Annotated in this window: 17 protein-coding genes; 13 read left to right on the top strand and 4 right to left on the bottom strand. The window is 66.0% G+C overall.

The genetic code is table 11. From position 1 onward, the window contains the following. Positions 1 to 7: 7 nt before the first annotated feature. On the bottom strand, positions 8 to 1,135 hold the full coding sequence (locus tag AC1DT6_RS21705) for an efflux RND transporter periplasmic adaptor subunit (protein WP_441634027.1): 1,128 nt from the start codon (positions 1,133 to 1,135) through the stop codon (positions 8 to 10). 600 nt (positions 1,136 to 1,735) lie between these two features. Between AC1DT6_RS21705 and hpnD the strand changes: the two genes are divergently transcribed. The 3 genes from hpnD (at position 1,736) to AC1DT6_RS21690 (ending at position 4,979) form a co-directional block, all read left to right on the top strand. Beyond that, complete coding sequence (hpnD, locus tag AC1DT6_RS21700; protein ID WP_441634025.1) at positions 1,736 to 2,572, top strand: presqualene diphosphate synthase HpnD; 837 nt, start codon at positions 1,736 to 1,738, stop codon at positions 2,570 to 2,572. Positions 2,573 to 2,705: 133 nt separating this feature from the next. Further along, positions 2,706 to 3,980, top strand: a complete 1,275-nt coding sequence (locus AC1DT6_RS21695; RefSeq protein WP_441634023.1) for a Zn-dependent hydrolase — start codon at positions 2,706 to 2,708, stop codon at positions 3,978 to 3,980. A 102-nt stretch (positions 3,981 to 4,082) separates the two neighbouring features. Beyond that, positions 4,083 to 4,979: an SMP-30/gluconolactonase/LRE family protein gene (locus AC1DT6_RS21690; RefSeq protein WP_035871026.1), complete on the top strand. Its 897-nt coding sequence runs from the start codon at positions 4,083 to 4,085 to the stop codon at positions 4,977 to 4,979. A 163-nt stretch (positions 4,980 to 5,142) separates the two neighbouring features. Here the strand turns inward: AC1DT6_RS21690 and AC1DT6_RS21685 are convergent, their stop codons facing one another. Beyond that, positions 5,143 to 5,469, bottom strand: a complete 327-nt coding sequence (locus AC1DT6_RS21685) for a hypothetical protein (protein WP_441634021.1) — start codon at positions 5,467 to 5,469, stop codon at positions 5,143 to 5,145. A 256-nt stretch (positions 5,470 to 5,725) separates the two neighbouring features. On the opposite strand from AC1DT6_RS21685, the gene ompR reads away from it, so the two are divergent. The 6 genes from ompR (at position 5,726) to AC1DT6_RS21655 (ending at position 11,936) form a co-directional block, all read left to right on the top strand. Next, positions 5,726 to 6,448 (top strand): osmolarity response regulator transcription factor OmpR, encoded by a 723-nt coding sequence (ompR, locus tag AC1DT6_RS21680; protein ID WP_006576352.1) that lies wholly within the window; start codon positions 5,726 to 5,728, stop codon positions 6,446 to 6,448. 13 nt (positions 6,449 to 6,461) lie between these two features. Beyond that, the gene (locus tag AC1DT6_RS21675; protein WP_035871030.1) at positions 6,462 to 7,811 is read left to right on the top strand and encodes an ATP-binding protein; all 1,350 of its coding nucleotides are present in this window, start codon (positions 6,462 to 6,464) and stop codon (positions 7,809 to 7,811) included. A gap of 551 nt (positions 7,812 to 8,362) precedes the next feature. After that, entirely contained in the window at positions 8,363 to 9,664 is a 1,302-nt protein-coding gene (tcuC, locus tag AC1DT6_RS21670) for an MFS transporter (protein WP_441634018.1), read from the top strand. Positions 9,665 to 9,953: 289 nt separating this feature from the next. Beyond that, positions 9,954 to 10,502 carry a peroxiredoxin gene (locus AC1DT6_RS21665; protein ID WP_020201245.1) on the top strand — a complete coding sequence of 183 codons (549 nt, stop codon included), beginning with the start codon at positions 9,954 to 9,956 and terminating at the stop codon, positions 10,500 to 10,502. A 141-nt stretch (positions 10,503 to 10,643) separates the two neighbouring features. After that, positions 10,644 to 11,165 (top strand): carboxymuconolactone decarboxylase family protein, encoded by a 522-nt coding sequence (locus AC1DT6_RS21660; RefSeq protein ID WP_035860200.1) that lies wholly within the window; start codon positions 10,644 to 10,646, stop codon positions 11,163 to 11,165. Positions 11,166 to 11,354: 189 nt separating this feature from the next. Continuing rightward, positions 11,355 to 11,936: a GNAT family N-acetyltransferase gene (locus tag AC1DT6_RS21655; protein ID WP_477103204.1), complete on the top strand. Its 582-nt coding sequence runs from the start codon at positions 11,355 to 11,357 to the stop codon at positions 11,934 to 11,936. Positions 11,937 to 11,988: 52 nt separating this feature from the next. On the opposite strand, the gene ispF is transcribed toward AC1DT6_RS21655, so the two are convergent. After that, the gene (gene ispF, locus AC1DT6_RS21650) at positions 11,989 to 12,498 is read right to left on the bottom strand and encodes a 2-C-methyl-D-erythritol 2,4-cyclodiphosphate synthase (protein WP_477103203.1); all 510 of its coding nucleotides are present in this window, start codon (positions 12,496 to 12,498) and stop codon (positions 11,989 to 11,991) included. Between the two features lie 40 nt (positions 12,499 to 12,538). Beyond that, the gene (ispD, locus tag AC1DT6_RS21645) at positions 12,539 to 13,315 is read right to left on the bottom strand and encodes a 2-C-methyl-D-erythritol 4-phosphate cytidylyltransferase (RefSeq protein ID WP_441634012.1); all 777 of its coding nucleotides are present in this window, start codon (positions 13,313 to 13,315) and stop codon (positions 12,539 to 12,541) included. A 350-nt stretch (positions 13,316 to 13,665) separates the two neighbouring features. Here ispD and mfd point away from each other — a divergent pair, with 350 nt between their 5' ends. From mfd to AC1DT6_RS21625, 4 genes are all read left to right on the top strand, one after another. After that, a complete protein-coding gene (mfd, locus tag AC1DT6_RS21640) occupies positions 13,666 to 17,127 on the top strand; it encodes a transcription-repair coupling factor (RefSeq protein ID WP_441634010.1) in 3,462 nt (1,153 codons plus the stop codon). Positions 17,128 to 17,296: 169 nt separating this feature from the next. Beyond that, positions 17,297 to 18,502: an acetylornithine deacetylase gene (argE, locus tag AC1DT6_RS21635; RefSeq protein ID WP_441634008.1), complete on the top strand. Its 1,206-nt coding sequence runs from the start codon at positions 17,297 to 17,299 to the stop codon at positions 18,500 to 18,502. 80 nt (positions 18,503 to 18,582) lie between these two features. Continuing rightward, positions 18,583 to 19,887 carry an MFS transporter gene (locus AC1DT6_RS21630; protein WP_441634006.1) on the top strand — a complete coding sequence of 435 codons (1,305 nt, stop codon included), beginning with the start codon at positions 18,583 to 18,585 and terminating at the stop codon, positions 19,885 to 19,887. Between the two features lie 79 nt (positions 19,888 to 19,966). Next, positions 19,967 to 21,355, top strand: a complete 1,389-nt coding sequence (locus AC1DT6_RS21625) for an amidohydrolase (RefSeq protein WP_441634004.1) — start codon at positions 19,967 to 19,969, stop codon at positions 21,353 to 21,355. Positions 21,356 to 21,680: the final 325 nt, after the last annotated feature.

The following is a 21,680-nucleotide window of genomic DNA, read 5'->3' as shown; positions in this document are numbered from 1 at the left end:
GCGCGCCCTAGTTGCGCACGGCCGGCGCGGACGCCACCGCCTGCAGCGGCCTCACTTTCTGGCCGGGCTTGAGCAGGTGCACGCCCGCGGTGACGATGGTTTGCCCGGCGGACAGCCCCTGCCTGACCTGGACCTCGTTGCCCTGCAGTTCGCCCAGGGTGACCGCGACCGGCTGCACGGTGCCCTTGGCAGCGTCATACACCCAGACCTGGTTGCTACCCTGTTGCTGCAGCAGCGCGGAAAGCGGCACGCGCAGCGTGGCGTTGTCGCCGGTGCGGGTGAATGTCACCACGGCGGTCATGCCGAACTTGAAGTCCGGCGGCGGGTTGGGCACGCTGATGCGGGCCGCATAGGTACGCGTAACCGGGTCGGCCATCGGGGATATCTCCCGCACGCGGCCTGGCAGGGGACGGCCGGGCTCGGCCCAGGTCCGCACCGTCACGTCGGAAATGCCCCGCAGGCGCTCGACCTGATCTTCCGGCAACCCGACCGCCACCTCTTTCTCGGCGGTTTGCGCCACCCGGACAACCGACTGGCCTGCCGCGACTACCTGGCCAACCTCCGCTTCGATCAGCGTCACCACGCCGTCGGCGTCGGCGGTCAGGACGCCATAGGTAGTCTGGTTGGACTGGTTGCGCAGCCCTGCCTCGGCCTGGCGCAGGCGGGAGACGGCGGAGTCATAGGTGGCCTGGCGACGTTGCTGCTCGGCGGCGCTGATGAATTTCTTGGCGAACAGCTCGTTGTAACGCTTGAGATCGGCCTCGGCGAGGTCGCGATCGGTCCTGGCCGCGTCGTACTGGGCACGCGAGCCCGCTTCCGCCAGGCTCAGGTCGGTGGGATCGAGCCGTGCGAGCGGCTGGCCCTTGCGGACTGTGGCGCCCACATCGACCAGGCGGGCAGCGATCTTGCCCCCGACGCGAAAGCCCAGCCGTGATTCGATCCGGGGCCGCACGTCGCCGGAGAACTCGAGATCGGTCTTGCCCGCGCCGGGCTGCACCTGCATCAACCGCACGGGGCGGATTTCAGGTGGGCGCTCGGGCTGGCGATTACAGCCACCCAGCACCAGCAAGCCGGCAAGTACCGGCACCATGAGCCGCGCGCGGGCCGGCAGCGCGCGGCGAGCGGTATCCGCCATCGCCGCAGCAGCTCCGCTGGCATCCACCAGAGTGGAAAAAGGCACATCGACGGCCGCAACTTCCGGCCTGGGAGAAGGCACTGGCATGAGTTAAGCGAGGAATCGGTGAAACAGCGGGCACTGCGGAAGGCGGCGCGTTAATTAATAACTCGCCGGTCAGCAATATATAGGGGACCACCCGAAGGCGTCAAACCACACCGGAAGAACATGCAACGAAAAAAGCACTATTCAGGTGACAAACACGCCGGCGAGCCAATGTGGCGCAAAAAATCGGGGCGCGGCGCGGCGTAACGTCGCAGACGCCATTGTTGCCGGCTGGCGCGCAGCCTGCCGCGCCAGCCATCGCTGCTGGCTGGCGCCGATGACGCACCGCAAGGCCATTAGAGGGCAAATGCTACAATCCGGCCCGTCGCTCGCGCGGCCTCGCCACGGATCGCGGGGCGGCTTTCGCCCACGTTGCCGGCTCTTGGCGCTGCCATGGCGCGTCCAGCGAAAACGCGTGCTGCCGGTTGCACCCAGGCCGGCCCCCATGTTCCGCCAGACAGGCCGCGGCGACGCCCGCAGTCATAAAGCCCCCCCAATCACCGACCCGAGACCGGCGTGACGCCCGATCAGTATTGCCAAGAAAAAGCCGCGCAGAGCGGCTCCAGTTTCTATTACAGCTTCCTGTTCCTGCCGCCGGAGCGGCGGCAGGCCATCACCGCGCTCTACGCCTGGTGCAGGGAAGTCGACGATGTGGTGGACGACACCCAGGACGCCAGCGTTGCCCACCAACAGCTCGCCTGGTGGCGCAGTGAGCTTGGCCAGATGTTCAATGGCGCACCCACCCACCCCGTCACCAAGGCGCTCCAGCCGCACGTGCAGGCGTACGGCCTGACGCAGTCGATGTTCGGCGAAGTGCTCGAAGGCATGGAGATGGACCTGACCCAGTCGCGCTACCTTGATGACATCGCGCTCGCGCGCTATTGCCATTGCGTGGCCGGCGTGGTCGGCACCATGAGCGCGCGCATCCTGGGCTATCAAGATGCGCGCACGCTCGAATTCGCGGAAAAGCTGGGCTTGTCGCTGCAGATGGTCAATATCCTGCGCGATGTCGGCGAGGACGCCCGGCGCGGCCGGATCTATCTGCCGGTCAACACGCTGCAGCGCTTCGAGGTACCCGTGTCCGAGATCAACCAGGCCATCCATTCGGACCGCTTCGTGACGTTGATGCGCCACCAGGCCGAACAGGCTCGCACACTCTACCGGGAAGCGCTGGCGCTGCTGCCCCGCGCCGATCGCCGCGCCCAGCGCGCCGGCCTGGTGATGGGCGCGATCTACCAGACACTGCTTGATGAAGTCGAGGCCAGCGGCTTCCAGGTACTGAACCAGCGCATCTCGCTGACGCCGATGCGCAAGCTCTGGATCGCATGGAAGACCTGGATGGGCAATCGCTGACTGCCGCCTGAGTGCCAGCCGGGCGCGACGGGCTCCTGGCGGCCCGCCTCCGGGTATCATCACGAGTCCTCACGCCCGCTTCCGGGCGTGAGGATTTCCGCATTGTCTCTGCCTTCCCTTCCGCGCAACTGCCATGATCCAATCTCCCCAGCCCCCCTTTCCGCTTGGCCAGGCCATTCTTGACCAGGCTGCCGCCCTGGCGTGCTTCTCGGACATGGAGGGTGGCCTGACTTGCGCCTACCTGACGCCCGCCCACCGCGCCGCGCAGGCGCGGCTGGCCGAATGGATGGAGGCGGCGGGGATGCAGGTTCGCATCGATGCCATCGGCAATGTGATCGGCCGCTATGCCGCCGACCCGGCCGTGGGCGATGCGGCGCGCGTGCTGATGACCGGCTCGCACTTCGACACGGTGCGCAACGGCGGCCGCTATGACGGCCGGCTCGGCATCCTGCTGCCGGTTGCCGTGGTGGGCGCGCTCAATGCCGCCGGCATCCGCCTGCCCTATCACTTTGACGTGGTGGGTTTCGCCGAAGAGGAAGGGCTGCGCTTCAAGACCAGCTTCCTGGCCAGCAGCGTGCTGGCCGGGCGCTTCGACCCGGCTTTGCTGGACCGCACCGACACCGATGGCGTGACGCTGCGCGAAGCGCTGGCCGCCTCTGGCCTGCCGGGCGCGGGCACCATTGAAGCCCTGCAAGCCGCGGCGGTGGACCCCGCTACCCTGCATGGCTTTGTCGAAGTCCATATCGAGCAAGGCCCGGTATTGCTGCACCACGGCCTGCCGCTCGGCGTGGTCACGCAGATTGCAGGCAGCAGCCGCTTCCAGGTACGCGTGCAAGGCCTGGCCAGCCACGCCGGCACCACCCCCATGACCATGCGCAAGGACGCCGCCGCGGCCGCCGCCGAAATGGTGCTGCTGGTGGAACGGCGCTGCGCCGAGGTGCCTGCGCTGGTCGGCACGGTGGGCCAGTTGCAGGTGCCGAACGGCTCAAGCAACGTCATCCCCGCCGAATGCGTGTTTTCCATGGACATCCGCGCTGGCGAGGATGGCATCCGCGAGGCCGCCATTGCCGACATCGTGGCCGGCATCCAGGCGATCGCCGCGCGCCGCGGCCTCGTTGCCGAGGTGGAACGCGTGGCGCCGGTGAACAACGCGCCCTGCGCGCGCTGGCTGATGGACCAGTTTGGCGCGGTGCTGAAAAAGCGCGGCCTGCAAGCCTACGAACTGCCCTCGGGCGCGGGGCACGACGCCATGATGATGCAGCGCATTACCGACGTGGCGATGCTCTTCGTGCGCTGCGGCAACGGTGGCATCAGCCACAACCCGCTCGAGACCATCACCGCGGACGACGCCCAGCAGGCCGCCGAGGCCTTCGTCGACTTCCTGCGGCATTTCCAGCCGCGCGCCTGACACCCCACTGCGGCACGCTTGCGATCCCGGCGCAAATCGTATTGGATGTAGGCACATCCAATCACAAGATCGAAAGATCGAAAGATCACAAAGGAGACACGCATGGCGCGCCGCGAATTGTCGGTACTGACCGAGGGACACACCTTCCTGGAAGGCCCGCGCTGGCACGAGGGCCGGCTCTGGCTCTCGGATTTCTACACGCACAGGGTGATGGCGGTGAGCCTGGATGGCACCGTCGAGCCGATCGCCGAGGTACCGCAGCAGCCTTCGGGCCTCGGCTGGCTGCCGGACGGGCGCCTGCTGATCGTCTCGATGCGCGACCGCAAGCTGCTGCGGCGCGAAGCGGACGGCAGCCTCAGCGTGCATGCCGACCTGTCAGCAGTGGCCAGCGGGCATGTGAACGACATGGTGGTGGACCAGCACGGCCGTGCCTATGTGGGCAATTTCGGCTTCGACCTGATGGCCGGCGCGCCCATGCGCACCGCCAGCCTGGCGCGGGTCGATCCCGATGGCACGGTCACCGTGGTGGCCGACGGCTTGTTCTTTCCGAACGGCTCGGTCATTACGCCGGACGGCAAGTCACTGGTGGTTGGGGAGACGCTTGGCAACCGCATCTCGGCGTTCGATCTGCACGCGGATGGCTCGCTTGGCCCCCGCCGCGACTGGGCGCTGTTCGGCAGCCAGCCTGCCGGCACCGAGCTGGCTCAGGTGCTGGGCGGCGCCAAGGTCGCGCCGGATGGCTGCGCGCAGGACGCGGAAGGCGCGCTGTGGGTGGCCGACGCTATCGGTAATCGTGTATTGCGGGTGATGCCCGGCGGCCATATCGCTGAAGAGATCGCCTGCGGGACGGGCATATTCGCGGCAGCCCTGGGTGGCCCGCGAGGCACCACGCTGTTCCTGGCCGCGGCGCCGAATTTCGATGAGGCCGAGCGCCGCGCCTCCCGCCTGGGCCATATCCTGATGACCGAAGTGGAAGTGCCGCACGCCGGCCTGCCCTGAAAGAGGCCGCCGGCACGGCAACCGGCGGGAAAGTCTTGGGAAGGACCGGGACGCCGCGGGCTGGACGCTGGCGGCGGCTGCAGGCGGGCCTACAGGGCAGAAGTAGGACGCACCCCGATATCCGGATGCCGCGCACTATGCCAAGCTGCGTCATATGCGCGGCCTAGCCGCCCTGGTACATCTCCCGCCCCAGTTCATACAGGTTCTGGCGCAGCTTGCGCCGATCGTCCGGCGAAAGTTTGTCGTTTGGGAGTGCGCGGGGCAAACGCTCGTTCAGATCGCGCTCGGTGCGGTACTTTCCGGCGCGCGCGCGCGCCTCATCTTGCCCGTTGTGCGGGCCGCCCTCACGGAGTCCGGCCTTGCCGGGACCAGGCAGCAAGTGCGCCATGCCAGGCGATTGCGGGTATCCCGCACTGGCAGCAAGGAGCAGCGCGACAGCCGCGCCGGCGCGGTAAAGGGTACGCCCGGCGCGCTTGCGGGTGACTTTCATTGATAATGGCGGTTTTGGCTTCGGAAGCGGCAGTAGCAGGACCGCCGGAAGCCGGAAATCCGGTAGCCCCGCCTCGCCGCCTCATGGCAGTGAGTTTTCACGGCGGAAACCCACGAAAAACCCGTGGGACTGGCTGCGGAAACGGTATGCGGCAGTGTAAACGCAGGGTAGATGCGCGCCCGCATACCACGCGGTAAAGTATGTAACCTTTTGTTAAGCCATTTTGACCGAAAGCGTTTGTCGCTAAGATACCGCCATGGAAAATACCAGTCACAAGATTCTCGTCGTAGACGACGACCCCCGTCTGCGCGACCTGCTGCGCCGCTACCTTGGCGAACAGGGCTTCACGGTACTGGTAGCAGAAAACGCCACCGCGATGAACAAGCTTTGGTTGCGCGAGCGTTTCGACCTGCTAGTACTCGACCTGATGATGCCGGGCGAGGATGGCCTGTCGATCTGCCGCCGGCTGCGTGGCGCCAACGACCAGACGCCCATCATCATGCTTACCGCCAAGGGTGAGGATGTCGATCGCATCGTCGGCCTCGAGATGGGTGCCGACGACTACCTGCCCAAGCCTTTCAACCCGCGCGAGCTGATTGCGCGGATCCACGCGGTGCTGCGCCGCAAGGGCCCCGCCGAAGTCCCCGGCGCCCCCTCCGAAACACCGGAAACCTTCGCTTTCGGCGACTTCGTGCTCAACCTCGCTACGCGCACGCTGACCAAGAACGACGAAGAGATCACCCTGACCACCGGCGAGTTCTCGGTGCTCAAGGTCTTCGCCCGGCATCCGCGCCAGCCGCTGTCGCGCGAGAAGCTCATGGAAATGGCGCGTGGCCGCGAGTACGAGGTATTCGACCGCAGTCTCGACGTGCAGATCTCGCGCCTGCGCAAGCTCATCGAGCCCGATCCGGGCAACCCGCGTTTCATACAAACGGTCTGGGGCCTCGGCTACGTATTCATCCCCGATGGCGTGAAGTAAGGCGCCGCGGATCGTGGCGACTGTCATCAGCCGCACGGCTACGCGCCTGTTCGGTTCGCTGTTCTGGCGAACTTTCATGCTGATCGCCCTCTTGCTGGCGATCTCGCTGGGTATCTGGTTCCAGAGCTATCGGCTCTTCGAACGCGCTCCGCGCGCCCAGCAGGTCGCCATGCAGGTGGTCAGCGTGGTCAAGCTCACGCGCGCAGCCCTGCTCTATTCCGACCCCGCGCGGCGGCGCTTCCTGCTGCTCGACCTGGTGCAGAACGAAGGCATCAAGGTCTACCCGCGTGAGAAAGACGACGATTTCACGGTAGCGACGACAAATCCCTTCCTGACCCCACTGGTGCAGCAGGAGATTCGCAGCCGGCTTGGCGAAGGCACCGTGATCGCGACCACGGTGAACGACATCCCGGGTGTCTGGGTCAGCTTCGAGATCGAAGGCGACGACTACTGGGTCGCGATCAGCCCCGAACGGTTCGAACGCGTGCCCGGCATCCAGTGGCTCTGGTGGAGTATTGCCGCGCTGCTGCTGTCGATCATCGGCGCCGCCTTTATCACGTCACTGGTCAACCACCCGCTCAAGCGGCTGGCCAACGCGGCGCGCGCCATCGGCGGCGGGGGCGACCCGCCCACACTGCCCGAACACGGCGCCAGCGAGGTAGCGCAGGCCAACCACAGCTTCAACCAGATGGTGCGCGACCTGCGCCAGCTCGACGACGACCGCGTGGTCATGCTGGCCGGCATTTCGCACGACCTGCGCACACCGCTCACGCGGCTGCGGCTGGAAACCGAAATGTCGCCCGTGGATGACACCACACGCGAGGCCATGATTGCCGACATCGAACAGATGGACGCCATCATCGGGCAATTCCTCAACTACGCCCGGCCGGCGCTGGAGACGGTCGAACCCGTCGACCTGTCCGCCCTTGTCCAGGATGCTGTCGGCGTCTATGGCGCGCACGACGATGTGCGCGTGCATGTACGCGCCAGCGCCCCCGTGATGGCCGTTGCCAACCGCATGGAAGTGCAGCGCATCCTCGACAACCTCGTTGAAAACGCGCGGCGCTATGCCAAGGATGAAGACAACGGGGTGGCGGTCGTCGAGATCAGTACGCGGATAGAAGACAAAGAAGCCGTGCTGACGGTGGCCGACCATGGCAATGGTGTGCCAGAAGCCCAGTTGCCTTTGTTGACGCGACCGTTCTACCGGCTGGATGGCGCGCGCAGCGAAGCGAAGGGGGCGGGATTGGGCATGTCGATTGTCAACCGTATCCTGCAGCGGAATGGCGGGCGCTTGATGTTGGCCAACCGGCCAGCGCCGGCTACGGGGCTGGTTGTCAGTGCGTTTTTCAGGCGGGCGTAAAACGCGCGCAGCCCCGCCGACCCCAAACCCCAGCGCTCGCACTGCGCAAGATCTCAAATCAAGGCGCCGCAACCGATCCGCGATTCGGTTTAGCCGTGAGAAGCGCCCGACGGGCGGGCCACACCATCCCGCGATGCGAAGCGAGCCGTGAAGGTTTGCTCATCCCGTATGGGGCGCCTTCTTTGCCTACTTTCTTGGCGAGACAAGAAAGTAGGTCGCCTCCCCGCAGGGGAGGTGAAACTGCCTTTGACTTTAAGCCATTGACTTTGAAGTTAAGCAGTTACAGTTGACGTTAAATCACAAACGCCAACAACACCCCACCGCCCCCCCTCCGCTGACAGGCTTTCGACAGCATTTGATATCAAACTGAAAGCCATTTGACAGCGTAATGACAGCCCCCCCGGCGCAAACTTGCCGCCATCAGCAGGACACCCCCAAACCCAAGCCCAGCCAAGGCCAGTCCCCCGCATAGCTGATCCCGGATCCTGGCTGGCAGCCGACCAAAATCAAGCCTCCGGAACCAACCGGCGGCATCTGCGAGAGACAGCCAAATGTCAAACTCCCCCACCCAGCAACACGGGTTCCGCACCGTGTTCCGCGTCGTCAGCGGCAACTTCCTGGAAATGTACGACTTCATGGTGTACGGCTTTTATGCCGCCGCCATCGCCAAGACGTTCTTCCCCAGCGGCAACGAGTTCGCGTCGCTGATGCTCTCGCTCGCGACCTTCGGCGCGGGCTTCCTGATGCGTCCGCTCGGCGCCATCATCCTCGGCGCGTATATCGACCATCACGGCCGCCGCAAGGGGCTGATCCTGACCCTGGTCCTGATGGCGCTGGGCACCTTGCTGATCGCCTGCGTGCCGGGCTATGCCTCGATCGGCGTGGCCGCGCCATTGCTGGTGCTGGCGGGCCGCTTGCTGCAGGGCTTCTCCGCAGGGGTGGAACTGGGCGGCGTGTCGGTCTACCTCGCAGAGATCGCCAAGCCCGGCAAGAAGGGCTTCTACGTGGCCTGGCAGTCGGCCAGCCAACAGGTGGCGGTGATCTTTGCCGGCCTGCTCGGCGTGGTCCTGCATGCCATGCTGTCGCCCGAGCAGATGGGTGAATGGGGCTGGCGCGTGCCGTTCCTGATCGGCTGCCTGATCGTGCCCTTCCTGTTCCTGATCCGCCGCTCGCTGGAGGAAACCGAGGAATTCAAGACGCGCAAGCATCGCCCCGCCATCCGCGAGATCTACCGCTCGATGCTTGAGAACTGGCGCATCATCATCGCCGGCTGCATGATGGTCGTGATGACCACGGTGTCGTTCTACATGATCACCGCCTACACGCCGACCTTCGGCAAGACCGTGCTCAAGCTCGACGACGTGGACAACCTGATCGTCACCATGTGCGTTGGGCTGTCCAACTTCATCTGGCTGCCGCTGATGGGTGCCTTGTCGGATCGCGTGGGCCGCAAGCCCCTGCTGGTGATCTTCACCATCCTCACCTTGCTCACGGCCTATCCGGCAGTGTCCTGGCTGGTGGCTGAGCCGTCTTTCGGCCGCCTGCTGATGGTCGAGCTGTGGCTGTCTTTCCTGTATGGCAGCTACAACGGCGCGATGGTGGTGACGCTGACCGAAGTGATGCCGCCCGCGGTGCGCACTGCCGGCTTCTCGCTGGCCTACAGCCTCGCCACGGCCTTGTTCGGCGGCTTCACGCCGGCCATCTCGACCTACCTGATCCACAGCACCGGCAACAAGGCCGCGCCCGGCCTGTGGCTGATGTTCGCCGCTGCGTGCGGGCTTATCGCCACGCTGGTGATTTTCCGCGGCGGACGGCAGCACGCCTACGTCGAACCGGCGGCCAGGACGGTCTGAGCTACGCCACGGCGGCCCTGCTGGGGTAGACTCCCCCTTCCGGCAGGGCTGCGCGAGCGGCGGAGGCGGCTGACATCGCGCCGCAACATGGCGCCGCCACCATCGTCGATCGGCGCGCGCGCTGCCGGACACGCGGCCCCCCGCGCCTGGCTATCGGGCTCTTTGAGAATATCAATTAGCCCCGCCTCCGGGGATGACGCATAATCCATGTTCGTTGCGCGGCAGCCCGGGCCTCAAGGCCTGGCTGGCAGCGCGAGCGTTTCTCTTCAACCGTATCCAGGAGCAGTCTATGAAGACCGTTGGTGACAAGATCGAAGCCTTCCACGTCGTCGGTGTCAAGCCGGGTTTCAACAACCATGAAGAGAACGGCCAGTCGGCCTTCGAAGACATCACCGAAAAATCGTTCGAAGGCAAGTGGAAGATCATTTACTTCTACCCGAAGGACTTCACCTTCGTGTGCCCGACCGAAATCGTTGCCTTCGCCAAGCTGAACGGCGACTTCGCCGACCGCGACGCGATCGTGCTGGGCGGCTCGACCGACAACGAATTCGTGAAGCTGGCATGGCGCCGTGAGCACAAGGACCTGAACAAGCTGGACCAATGGCAATTCGCCGACGTGACCGGCTCGCTGATCGACCAGCTTGGCGTGCGTGACCACGCTGCCGGCGTCGCACTGCGCGCTACCTTCATCGTCGATCCGGACAATGTCATCCAGCACGTGTCGGTGAACAACCTGAACGTCGGCCGTAACCCGGACGAAGTCCTGCGTATCCTCGACGGCCTGCAAACGGACGAGCTGTGCCCGTGCAACCGCGCTGTTGGCGGCGCCACGCTGTAAGCTGTCGACCAGCTGGCATGCTGAACAAACCGCCGGTGCTCAATGGCCGGTGGTTTGTGACGATTTGCGCGGCGGGCTCCGGCCCGCACCTCGAAACCCGCCATGGCGGGTTTTTTGAGCCCCTACCGATAGGAGATTTGTATGGAATTCCTCAGCACGATTAAAGGCCTCATCCCTGACTACGCCAAGGACATTCGCCTGAACCTTGACGGCACCATCGCCCGCTCCTCGCTCGAGGGCAACGATGCGGTAGCGGTAGCCCTGGCTGCGGCGTTTGCCGCCAAGAGCCGCGTGATTGTCGATGCGATCCGCAATGCCGGCGTGCTGTCGCCCGAGGAAACCAACGCGGTGCTGACCGCCGCCGCGCTGATGGGGATGAACAACGTCTGGTATCCGTTCGTTGAAATGGCGGACGACCCCGATCTGGCCACCCAGCCGGCCGGCCTGCGCATGAATGCGTACGCCACGCATGGCGGCGTGGACAAGCGCCGCTTCGAGATGTATGCGCTCGCCGCCTCCATCGTCGGCAAGTGCCATTTCTGCATCAAGTCGCACTACGCGCTGCTCAAGAACGAGCAAGGCATGACCGCGCAGCAACTGCGCGACGTGGGCCGCATTGCTGCCGTCGTAGTGGCCGCCGCCAATGTGATCGCCGCGGAATAAGACCGCACAGGGCCGCAGGCCGGCACGTGCCGGCCCGGCCTTCATGGTGCGTCCACGGGGCCCCGCCACACGTTCCGCTCGTGGCGGCGCAAGCCTGTGGCCGGTGTGCCAAGTCGGTGATTCACTGACTGCATTTGTGCACCGAAGAGCCTACAATCCAGCAAAGGTCACAGTCTTCACCCCTCCGCCATGAGCTCCCTTCCCTCGCATACCTCCCCGCGCTTCCATTACCGGCTCGCCGCCGTGCACGACTGGGGCGACATTGCCGCGGTGACCCAGCAGGCCTATGGCCAATACGAACTGGAGATCATGGAGGATTGCCGGGCGTCCTTCCAGCAAGGCATGAAATCCGTGCTGGCGGCAACAACCTCGGAAATGGAATGGTGGGTGGCGGAAACCGATCACGGCATCAGCGGTGCGGTGTTGTTCTGCCACCCGGGCGCCACCCTGCAGGCACTGGACGGCAGCACCATCACGCTAGGCCTGCCGGAAGCACGCCTGCTGGCGGTGAACCCGCAGGCGCGGAGCCTTGGGCTGGGCCGCACGCTGATGCAGGTCTGCATCCAGCGCGCGCGCGATATCGGCGCCAGCGCGTTGCTGGTGCGGACCATGCCGGAAATGAAATCCGCCAACCGGCTTTGCGAGCAAATGGGCTTTGCCAAACGCACGGAGGCTGGTGCGCGCTCAGGACAGATGGCCCGGTTGATCGACTACGTCTACACCCTGTCGCCCGAAAAAGCGGCGGAGGCCGGCACAACGTCCAAAGGCTGAACACCGGGACGGCCGAACGCCGGCCCGGCGGTCACCGTCCCCGCCGTCAGCCTTAGTCCTGCGTGTTCGCGATCGTGCCGCGCCAGATCAGCACCACGGCCTGCGCCACGATGCCTTCCTGCTTTCCCTCGAAGCCCAGCTTCTCATTGGTCTTCGCCTTGACGTTGCAGCTTGCCGGCGGCAAGCCGAGGTCTTCGGCCAGGTTTGCCACCATGGCGCCGATATGCGGCGCCAGCTTCGGCGCCTGCGCGATCACGGTCGCGTCCACATTGCCGATTTCGTAGCCGGCCTCGCGAACCCGCCGAGCGGCCTCGCGCAGCAACACACGGCTGTCCGCACCCGCGAAACGCGCATCGGTATCAGGGAAATGCCGGCCGATGTCCCCCAGGCCTGCCGCGCCGAACAATGCATCGGTAATCGCATGGAGCAACGCGTCGGCGTCGGAATGCCCGAGCAGGCCGCGATCGTGGGGGATGTCCACGCCGCCCAGGATGAGCTTGCGGCCGGGCACCAGCGCGTGCACGTCGTAGCCTTGGCCGACGCGGATATCGAATGGGGTCATGGGAGCGGCACTCCTTCAGGATCGGGTTAGGGAATGGGTTTCAGGGCTTCGTGGCGGCGTCTTCGCCCAGCAGCAGCTCGGCCAGGGCGAAGTCTTCGGGATAGGTCACCTTGAAATTGCGCAGCGAGCCGTTGACCAGCCGCGGATGCAGGCCCAGCCGCTCGATCGCGCTGGCCTCGTCGGTCACCACCGCGCCCGCCGCCAACGCTTCCTGCAGCGCCTGCCGGAGCACGCCGACGCGGAACATCTGCGGCGTCTGCGCCTGCCACAAACCCTCGCGCGGTACCGTGGCGCCGATGCGCACCACGGCAGCCGGCTGGGCGCCGGATGCCGGGTCGGCGCGCTTGAGCGTATCGGGCACCGGCACCGCCAGGATGCCGCCGATGGCGGCGTCGGGGCCATCTTCTTCCGCGCCACTCTCGCCCTCCACGGCGCGCACCAGCGCGTGGATCATGGCAGGCGTGAGCCCGGGACGCGCGGCATCGTGCACGAGCACCCAGTCGCGGTCGGTGGCGCCGAGCTGTGCCAGGTGATGCAAGCCCGCCAGCACGGAAGCATGACGCGTATCGCCGCCCACGAACGCGGTGTCAAAACGCAGGCCGGCAAAGGCCGCCGCGCCGAAGCGGGACTCCAGCGGCATATCGTCCGGCGCCAGCACCAGCGCGGTGGCGCTGATGGCATCGCAGGCCGCGAAGGCGGCCAGCGCGTACCAGATCATCGGCCGGCCGGCCACAGTCTGGTATTGCTTGGGCAAGCTGCCGCCGGCGCGGCTGCCGGTACCGGCACAGGGGATCAGGGCAAAACGGCGAGCAGACACGGATAGCGCAAGGGGGCAAGGTGGGTGCCGTGCACGGAGCACGGCGCAAGGCTTTCAAGTTTTCCACCCTCGCCACCCGACTGGCAGGCGCGAGGCAAGGCATTGAAAACGCGGATTTCGGAGCGCATTCTATAATACGGCCTTCGCCCGCGGACATGCGGGCGACGAAAGCGCAGTGCCTTTGTTCCTGTGAGCGCCGCCTGCTCCGCCTGCACCCCGCCCGCAACGCCGGCGGGGTGTCGCTGTTGCATGGCACGCTTTCTTGCCCGCAACCGTACGCACACGCACAGCACATACCGCCTGCAACGTCCGCAACGCCCCAAGCAAGCCACCAAGCCAGCCCGCACCCGATGCCTGAAGCCAATCGTCCCGCCCCCTTCGCCAACCTCCCCTTGGTCAAGGCCGGCCAGCGCAACACCGTGTCCGGCCTGGCCGGCTCCGCCGACGCCCTGGCGCTGGCCGCCTACGCCAGCCAGCACCGCGAGCGCGTGCCGATGCTGGCGGTGATGTGCGCCAATGCAATCGACGCCCAGCGACTGGCCGAGGAAATCCCCTGGTTCGCGCCGGACTTGCGGGTGCGCCTGCTGCCCGACTGGGAAACCCTGCCCTACGACAGTTTCTCGCCGCACCAGGACCTGGTCTCCGAGCGGCTGGCCACCTTGCACGACATCCAGGGCGGCCAGTGCGACATCATGCTGGTGCCGGCGCAGACCGCGCTCTACCGGCTGGCACCGCCTGCTTTCCTGGCGGCCTACACATTCTTCTTCAAGCAGGGCGAGAAGCTCGACGAAGCCGCGCTCAAGGCACAGTTCACGCTGGCCGGATACGAGCATGTCAGCGCCGTCATGCGGCCCGGCGAGTACAGCGTGCGCGGCGGCCTGATCGACCTGTTCCCGATGGGCTCGCCGCTGCCGTACCGTATCGACCTGTTCGGCGAGGAAATCGAAACCATCCGCGCCTTCGACCCCGACACCCAGCGCAGCCTTTACCCGGTCAAGGAAGTGCGCTTGCTGCCCGGCCGCGAGTTTCCGCTCGACGAAGCCGCGCGCACCGCCTTCCGCGGCCGCTGGCGCGAACTGTTCGAAGGCGATCCGAGCAAATCGACGATCTACAAGGACATTGGCAACGGCGTACCGTCGGCCGGCATCGAGTACTACCTGCCGCTGTTCTTCGAAAGCTCGGCCACCGTCTTCGATTACCTGCCGGCCGATAGCCAGATCGCCTACGTCGGCGATGTACACGAGGCGATCCGCCGTTTCTGGGCCGATACCACGCAGCGCTACAACTTCATGCGCCATGACCGCGAGCGGCCGCTGCTGCCGCCCGCGGCGCTGTTCCTGCTGGAGGAACAGTTCTTCGCCGGCGCCAAGCCGCTGGCGCGGCTGGTGCTGCAGGCTGCCGCCAGTGCGGACACTACGCCGCTGGCCGAACCGCTGCCCGATGTCTCGGTCAACCGCCGCGCCGAAGACCCGCTGGTCAACCTCGAAGCCCTGCTGCTGAAGAAGGACCGGCGCGTGCTGATGTGCGCCGACTCCGCCGGCCGGCGCGAAACCCTGCTGCAGCTGTTCGGCGAAAGCGGGCTGCGCCCGCAGCCGATCGACGACTTTGCCGCCTTCCTGGCCGGCGACTCGCATTTCTCCATCGTGGTGGCGCCGCTGCAAAGCGGCTTCGCCCTGGCCGGCGCGGACGGCATCGCGCCGCTGGCCTTTGTCACCGAGGCCGAGCTGTATGCCGGCACCGCGCGCCGCACGGGCCGGCGCAAGCAGGAACAAGCCAGCGCGGTCGACTCGATGGTGCGCGACCTGGCCGAGCTCAAGATCGGCGACCCCGTGGTGCACAGCGAACACGGCATCGGCCGCTATCAGGGCCTGGTCACGCTCGACATGGGCCAGGGCGAAGAGGAATTCCTGCACCTGGATTACGAGAAAGGCAGCAAGCTGTACGTGCCGGTGCACCAGTTGCACGTGATCTCGCGCTACTCCGGCGCCGATCCGGACACCGCGCCGCTGCACCAGCTCGGCTCCGGCCAGTGGGACCGCGCGAAACGCAAAGCCGCGCAGCAAATCCGCGATACGGCCGCCGAACTGCTCAACCTGTACGCGCGCCGCGCCTTGCGCCAGGGCCATGCCTTCGAACTCACGCCCAGGGACTACGAGAAATTCGCCGAGAGCTTTGGCTTCGAGGAAACACCGGACCAGGCCGCCGCCATCGCCGCGGTGATTGCCGACATGACCTCGGGCAAGCCGATGGATCGCCTGGTATGCGGCGATGTGGGCTTCGGCAAGACCGAAGTCGCGTTGCGCGCCGCCTTCGTCGCGGTCATGGGCGGCAAGCAGGTGGCCATCCTGGCGCCCACCACGCTGCTGGCCGAGCAGCATTTCCAGAATCTCTCCGACCGCTTCGCCGAATGGCCGGTGCGGATCGTGGAGCTGTCGCGCTTCAAGACCAAGAAGGAGATCGACGGCGCCATCAAGCAGATCAACGACGGCACCGCCGACATCGTGATCGGCACGCACAAGATGCTGTCGGACGATGTCAAGTTCCAGCGCCTCGGGCTGGTCGTTATCGATGAGGAACACCGCTTTGGCGTGCGCCAGAAGGAAATGCTCAAGACCCTGCGCGCCGAGGTCGACGTGCTGACCCTGACCGCCACGCCAATCCCCCGCACGCTGGGCATGGCGCTCGAAGGCCTGCGCGATTTCTCGGTGATCGCCACCGCGCCGCAAAAGCGCCTGGCCATCAAGACCTTCGTGCGGCGCGAGGAAGACGGCGTGGTGCGCGAGGCCATCCTGCGCGAGCTCAAGCGCGGCGGGCAGGTCTACTTCCTGCACAACGAAGTCGACACCATCGAGAACAAGCGCGCCAAGCTCGCCGAACTGGTACCGGAAGCCCGCATCGCGGTGGCGCACGGGCAGATGCACGAGCGCGAGCTGGAGCGCGTGATGCGGGACTTCGTCGCGCGCCGCGACAACATCCTGCTGTGCACCACCATCATCGAGACCGGCATCGACGTGCCGACCGCCAACACCATCCTGATCCACCGCTCCGACAAGTTCGGCCTGGCGCAGCTGCACCAGTTGCGCGGCCGCGTCGGGCGCTCGCACCACCAGGCCTACGCCTACATGCTGGTGCACGATGTGGACGGCCTGAGCAAGCTGGCGCAGCGCCGTCTCGAAGCCATCCAGCAGATGGAAGAACTGGGCTCGGGCTTCTACCTGGCCATGCACGACCTGGAGATCCGCGGCGCGGGCGAAGTGCTGGGCGACAAGCAATCCGGCGAGATCCACGAGATCGGCTTCCAGCTCTACACCGACATGCTCAATGCCGCCGTCAAGGCGCTCAAGGCCGGCAAGGAGCCCGACCTGATGGCGCCGCTGGCGGCCACCACCGAAATCAACCTCGGCACCCCGGCCCTGCTGCCCAGCGACTATTGCACCGACGTGCACGAACGCCTGTCGCTGTACAAGCGCCTGGCCAACTGCGAAGCGGCCGAGCGCGTGGACGATATCCAGGAGGAGCTGATCGACCGCTTCGGCCGGCTGCCGCCGCAGGCGCAGGCGCTGATCGAAACCCACCGGCTGCGCATTGCCGCCGTGCCGCTGGGCGTGCGCAAGATCGACGCCAGCGATGCGGCGATCAGCATGCAGTTCCTGCCCAACCCGCCGATCGATGCGATGAAGATCATCGACCTGGTGCAGAAGAACCGGCACATCAAGCTCGCCGGCCAGGACAAGCTGCGCATCGAGGCCAAGATGCCCGATATTGCAGTGCGCGCGCAAACGATCAAGCACACGTTGCGCCAACTGGCCTGATCATTGCTCCGCGCTACCCCGCTACCCCGCTACCCTGCTACCCGCTTCCGGCGCATTGCCGCGAGAGCGGGCGGCGATGGTGCACCGTGCATGGACCTTCAGCCCGCCTCGGTGTAGCATCGTTCACTTAACACGTTAACACGTTACCCAAAGCCAAAGGCCCCAAGCCATGCAAGCCGATACCCTCAGCAAGCCTGCCGATGCCGCCAACCGTGGCAGCGCGCTCGACTGGACCCAGCGCCTGGTCAGCTACGACACCACCAGCCGCCATTCCAACCTCGGCCTGATCGAAGCGGTGCGCGATCATTTCCTGGCCAAGGGTCTGCGCCCCCACCTGACCTACAACCCGCAGGGCGACAAGGCCAACCTGTTCGTCACCGTGCCCGCCGCAGACGGCAGCACCGATGGCGGCATCGTGCTGTCGGGCCACACCGACGTGGTACCGGTGGACGGCCAGAACTGGACCACCGATCCGTTCAAGCCGGTGATCCGCGACGGCCGCCTGTACGGTCGCGGCACCTGCGACATGAAAGGCTTCATCGGCACCAGCCTGGCGCTGCTGCCCACCATCCTGCAGGCCAAGTTGCGCGAGCCGGTGCACTACGCGCTGTCCTTCGACGAAGAGATCGGCTGCATGGGCGCGCCCTACCTGCTGGCCGAACTGCGCGATCGCGGCGTGCGCCCGGCCGGCTGCATCGTGGGAGAGCCCACCAGCATGCGCGTGATCGTGGCGCACAAGGGCATCAATGCCTACCGCTGCTGCGTCAAGGGCCAGGCCGCGCATTCGTCGCTCACGCCCAAGGGCGTCAATGCCATCGAGTACGCCGCGCGCCTGATCTGCTTCATCCGCGACATCGCCGACGAGTTCAAGGCCAACGGCCCCTACGACCGCGACTTCGACGTGCCCTTCACCACCGCCCAGACCGGCACCATCCAGGGCGGTATCGCGCTCAATACCATCCCGGCGCTGTGCGAGTTCGTGTTCGAGTTCCGCAACCTGCCGGGGGTCGATCCCGAAGCCATCTTCGCCCGCATCCAGGGCTACGCCAACGAGGTGCTGCTGCCCAGGATGCGCGCCGAGCACGGCGACGCCGGCCTCACCATCAGCAAGATCGCCGCCGCGCCGTCGCTCGACGTGGCCGAGCAGGAAGCCATCACGCAACTGGTGCGCGCGCTCACCGCCGACCGTGACGTCAACAAGGTCGCCTATGGCACCGAGGCCGGCCTGTTCCAGCGCGCCGGCATCCCGGCCGTGGTGTGCGGCCCCGGCGATATCCAGCAGGCGCACAAGCCCGACGAGTTCGTCGAACTGGAACAACTCGCCGCCTGCGAGTCGTTCCTGCACAAGGTGGTCGACAGCCTGCGGGTGAACTAAGCCGTTTTTTGCGTTGTGGACGGCCCGCCTCCGCGGCGGGCCGGTTGTTGCGTCATGTCCAAAAATAACAGGGAGACACCATGACAGCAGTATCGGCAAGCGGTACCGGCAACACCGGCGCGGCGCAGGCGGCAGCGCCCGTTTCGCGCCATCCCTGGCGCGCGGTGATATCGGCCTCCATCGGCAATGCCCTGGAGTGGTTCGACCTGGTCGTCTACGGCTTCTTCGCCGTCACCATCTCCGCGCTGTTCTTTCCCAACCACGACGAAACCACCTCGCTGTTGCTGACGCTGGGCACGTTCGGCGTGTCGTTCTTCATGCGGCCGCTGGGGGCCATCGTGATCGGCGTCTATGCCGACCGCAAAGGCCGCCGCGCCGCGCTGACGCTGTCGATCCTGCTGATGATGGTGGGTACGCTGATCATCGCGCTGCTACCCACCTATGCCTCGATCGGCGTGCTGGCACCTGTCGGCATCGTGCTGGCGCGCATGATCCAGGGCTTCTCCGCAGGCGGCGAGTTCGGCAGCGCGACGGCTTTCCTGGCAGAGCATGCCCCCGACCGGCGCGGCTTTTACTCGAGCTTCCAGGTCGCCAGCCAGGGCCTGACCACCCTGCTCGCGGCGGGCTTCGGCGCCGTGCTCACCACCACGCTCGCGCCCGAGCAGATGCAATCCTGGGGCTGGCGCGTGCCCTTCCTGTTCGGCCTGCTGATCGGCCCGGTGGCTTACTACATCCGCCGCCATGTCGACGAAACACCCGAATTCCTCCATGCCGAAACCACCGACACGCCGCTGCGCGACACGCTTGGCCACCAGAAGGAACGCCTGCTGCTGGCGATGGGCGTGGTGATTGTCGCCACGGTGTCGACTTATCTCGTGCTGTACATGCCGACCTATGCCGTCAAGCAGCTGGGCCTGCCACCCTCGACCGCATTCGCTGCCACCCTGGCCACGGGCATGGTGCAGATGCTGTTCTCGCCGCTGGTCGGGCACTGGTCGGATCGCTACGGCCGCATCGCGCCCATGCGCATCGCCGCGGTCCTCCTGCTGGTGTCGATCTGGCCGCTGTTCTGGCTGCTCAGCCACTATCCTGGCTTCGGCATGATGCTGGCGGTGCAGGTGGCGCTGGGGCTGATGATGACGCTGTACTTCGGCGCGCTGCCCGCGCTGGCGTCGGAGATCTTCCCTGTCAAGACGCGCACGACCGGCCTCTCTCTGTCCTACAACATCGCGGTGACACTGTTCGGCGGCTTTGCGCCCTTCATCCTGACCTGGCTGATCGGCGCCACCGGCAGCAAGCTGGCGCCGAGCTTCTACCTGATGGCCTGCGCTGTGGTGAGCCTGGTGGCGCTGGGCCAGACGCGCGCGCGCCTGGGCATCCGCTGAGGCGCGGTACGCATACGGTTGCGGGGCCGGGCCAGGCCCCGTTTTTCAGGGTCGACAGCAAAATCAAGGAGACCACTTCATGGCTGTGCAACAAGCCCATCGTTCCCAAACGTCCACGCGCTCCACACTGCGTGCTGGCCTGTCCGCACTCTCGCTGGCCGCCGGCCTGCTCTGTCTCGTCCCCGCCGCACAAGCCCAAGGCGCCAGCGGCGAAAGCCTGCAGGCGCAGATCGACACCCGCGCCAAGGCGGTCGAGGCGCAACTGATCGCCTGGCGCCGCGATATCCACCAGCACCCGGAGCTTGGCAACTACGAGGTCCGCACCTCCAGGCTGGTGGCGGACCACCTGCGCAAGCTCGGCATGGAGGTGAAGACGGGCGTAGCCAAGACCGGCGTGGTAGGCGTGCTCAAGGGCGGCAAGCCGGGTCCGGTGGTGGCGCTGCGCGCGGACATGGATGCGCTGCCGGTCAAGGAACGCGTGGACGTGCCCTTCGCCTCCAAGGCCAAGGGCCTGTTCCTGGGCAAGGAGGTGGACGTGATGCACGCCTGCGGGCATGACACGCACGTCGCGATCCTGATGGCAACGGCAGAGGTGCTGGCCGGCATGAAGGACCAGTTGCCCGGCACGGTCAAGTTCATCTTCCAGCCGGCCGAGGAAAGCCCGGCGGATTTCGAGCCTGACGGCAGCAATATGTGGGGCGCCAAGCAGATGGTGGCGGAAGGCGTGCTGGACAATCCCAAGGTGGATGCCATCTTCGGCCTGCACGTGAGCAGCGGCATCGAGTCTGGCAAGCTCGGCTGGCGCAGCGGCCCCGCCATGGCCGCCGCCGACCAGTTCCGCATCGACGTCAAAGGCCGCCAGACCCACGGTGCACTGCCCTGGGGTGGCATCGACCCCATCGTGGTGGCCTCCCAGATCGTGCTCGGCCTGCAGACCATCCAGAGCCGCCAGGTCGACGCCATGCTGGAACCGTCCGTCATCACCGTGGGCACCATCCATGGCGGCAACCGCATGAACATCGTGCCTGAAATGGTCGAGATGAAGGGCACCATCCGCACCTACCACGAAGGCATGAGGAAGGACATCCACGCCCGCATGAAGCGCACCACCGAAGCCATCGCCGCCAGCGCCGGCGCCGAGGCGAATTTCAAGGTGCTGGAACTCTACAACGCCACCGTCAACCAGCCGGCGCTGACCGAGAAGATGGCGCCCACGCTCAAGCGTGTGGCGGGGGACGGGAACTGGATGATTAGCCCGAAGCTGACGGCTTCCGAGGACTTCTCGTTCTATCAGGAGAAGGTGCCGGGGTTGTTCTTTAACCTGGGGGTGACGCCCAAGGGGACGGATGTGAACAAGGCACCCGCGAATCATTCGCCGGAGTTTTATGTGGACGAGGCGGCGTTGGTGAATGGGGTCAGGGCGTTGGCTGGTTTGACGGTCGACTATATGACTATGGTGCAGCGATAGGGGGATTGCCGGGCGGGCGATGGTCGGGGTGATCTCGTCTGTTTGGAAGGCTGTTATGGGCGATGACTGCTTCCGGCCAGTTCCGGCCGTCGGCCCGGTGGTCCATTCGGACGCTCGAGCGTCGCTTCAACACTAAACAACGGCCACTCGCACGTCGGCGGCGCTTGTCGGTTCATCGGCCGTTGCGCACCGTCATGTTGCTTGCCCGATGATCGTGAAGGACCGCCAGAGTCAGCCAACTGCGGCCGTTGTCCGGCCCCATCCAATAGACATTCGAAACGTCCGCAGACAACGGATCTTCGCGCGCCGGGTACTCCAGATCGAG

Source organism: Cupriavidus sp. 01L45 (assembly GCF_056399885.1).
The sequence above is the reverse complement of the archived record's forward strand: the minus strand, read 5'-3'. Positions and strand labels throughout refer to the sequence as shown.

Bases quoted from the DNA above. Each gene is read 5' to 3' on its own strand.
- ispF (WP_477103203.1), bottom strand. From the start codon at position 12,498: ATGACCCCATTCGATATCCGCGTCGGCCAAGGCTACGACGTGCACGCG.
- tcuC (WP_441634018.1), top strand. From the start codon at position 8,363: ATGTCAAACTCCCCCACCCAGCAACACGGGTTCCGCACCGTGTTCCGC.
- AC1DT6_RS21655 (WP_477103204.1), top strand. From the start codon at position 11,355: ATGAGCTCCCTTCCCTCGCATACCTCCCCGCGCTTCCATTACCGGCTC.
- argE (WP_441634008.1), top strand. From the start codon at position 17,297: ATGCAAGCCGATACCCTCAGCAAGCCTGCCGATGCCGCCAACCGTGGC.
- AC1DT6_RS21695 (WP_441634023.1), top strand. From the start codon at position 2,706: ATGATCCAATCTCCCCAGCCCCCCTTTCCGCTTGGCCAGGCCATTCTT.
- AC1DT6_RS21630 (WP_441634006.1), top strand. From the start codon at position 18,583: ATGACAGCAGTATCGGCAAGCGGTACCGGCAACACCGGCGCGGCGCAG.
- mfd (WP_441634010.1), top strand. From the start codon at position 13,666: ATGCCTGAAGCCAATCGTCCCGCCCCCTTCGCCAACCTCCCCTTGGTC.
- AC1DT6_RS21625 (WP_441634004.1), top strand. From the start codon at position 19,967: ATGGCTGTGCAACAAGCCCATCGTTCCCAAACGTCCACGCGCTCCACA.
- AC1DT6_RS21660 (WP_035860200.1), top strand. From the start codon at position 10,644: ATGGAATTCCTCAGCACGATTAAAGGCCTCATCCCTGACTACGCCAAG.
- AC1DT6_RS21685 (WP_441634021.1), bottom strand. From the start codon at position 5,469: ATGAAAGTCACCCGCAAGCGCGCCGGGCGTACCCTTTACCGCGCCGGC.
- AC1DT6_RS21705 (WP_441634027.1), bottom strand. From the start codon at position 1,135: ATGGCGGATACCGCTCGCCGCGCGCTGCCGGCCCGCGCGCGGCTCATG.
- ompR (WP_006576352.1), top strand. From the start codon at position 5,726: ATGGAAAATACCAGTCACAAGATTCTCGTCGTAGACGACGACCCCCGT.
- AC1DT6_RS21690 (WP_035871026.1), top strand. From the start codon at position 4,083: ATGGCGCGCCGCGAATTGTCGGTACTGACCGAGGGACACACCTTCCTG.
- AC1DT6_RS21665 (WP_020201245.1), top strand. From the start codon at position 9,954: ATGAAGACCGTTGGTGACAAGATCGAAGCCTTCCACGTCGTCGGTGTC.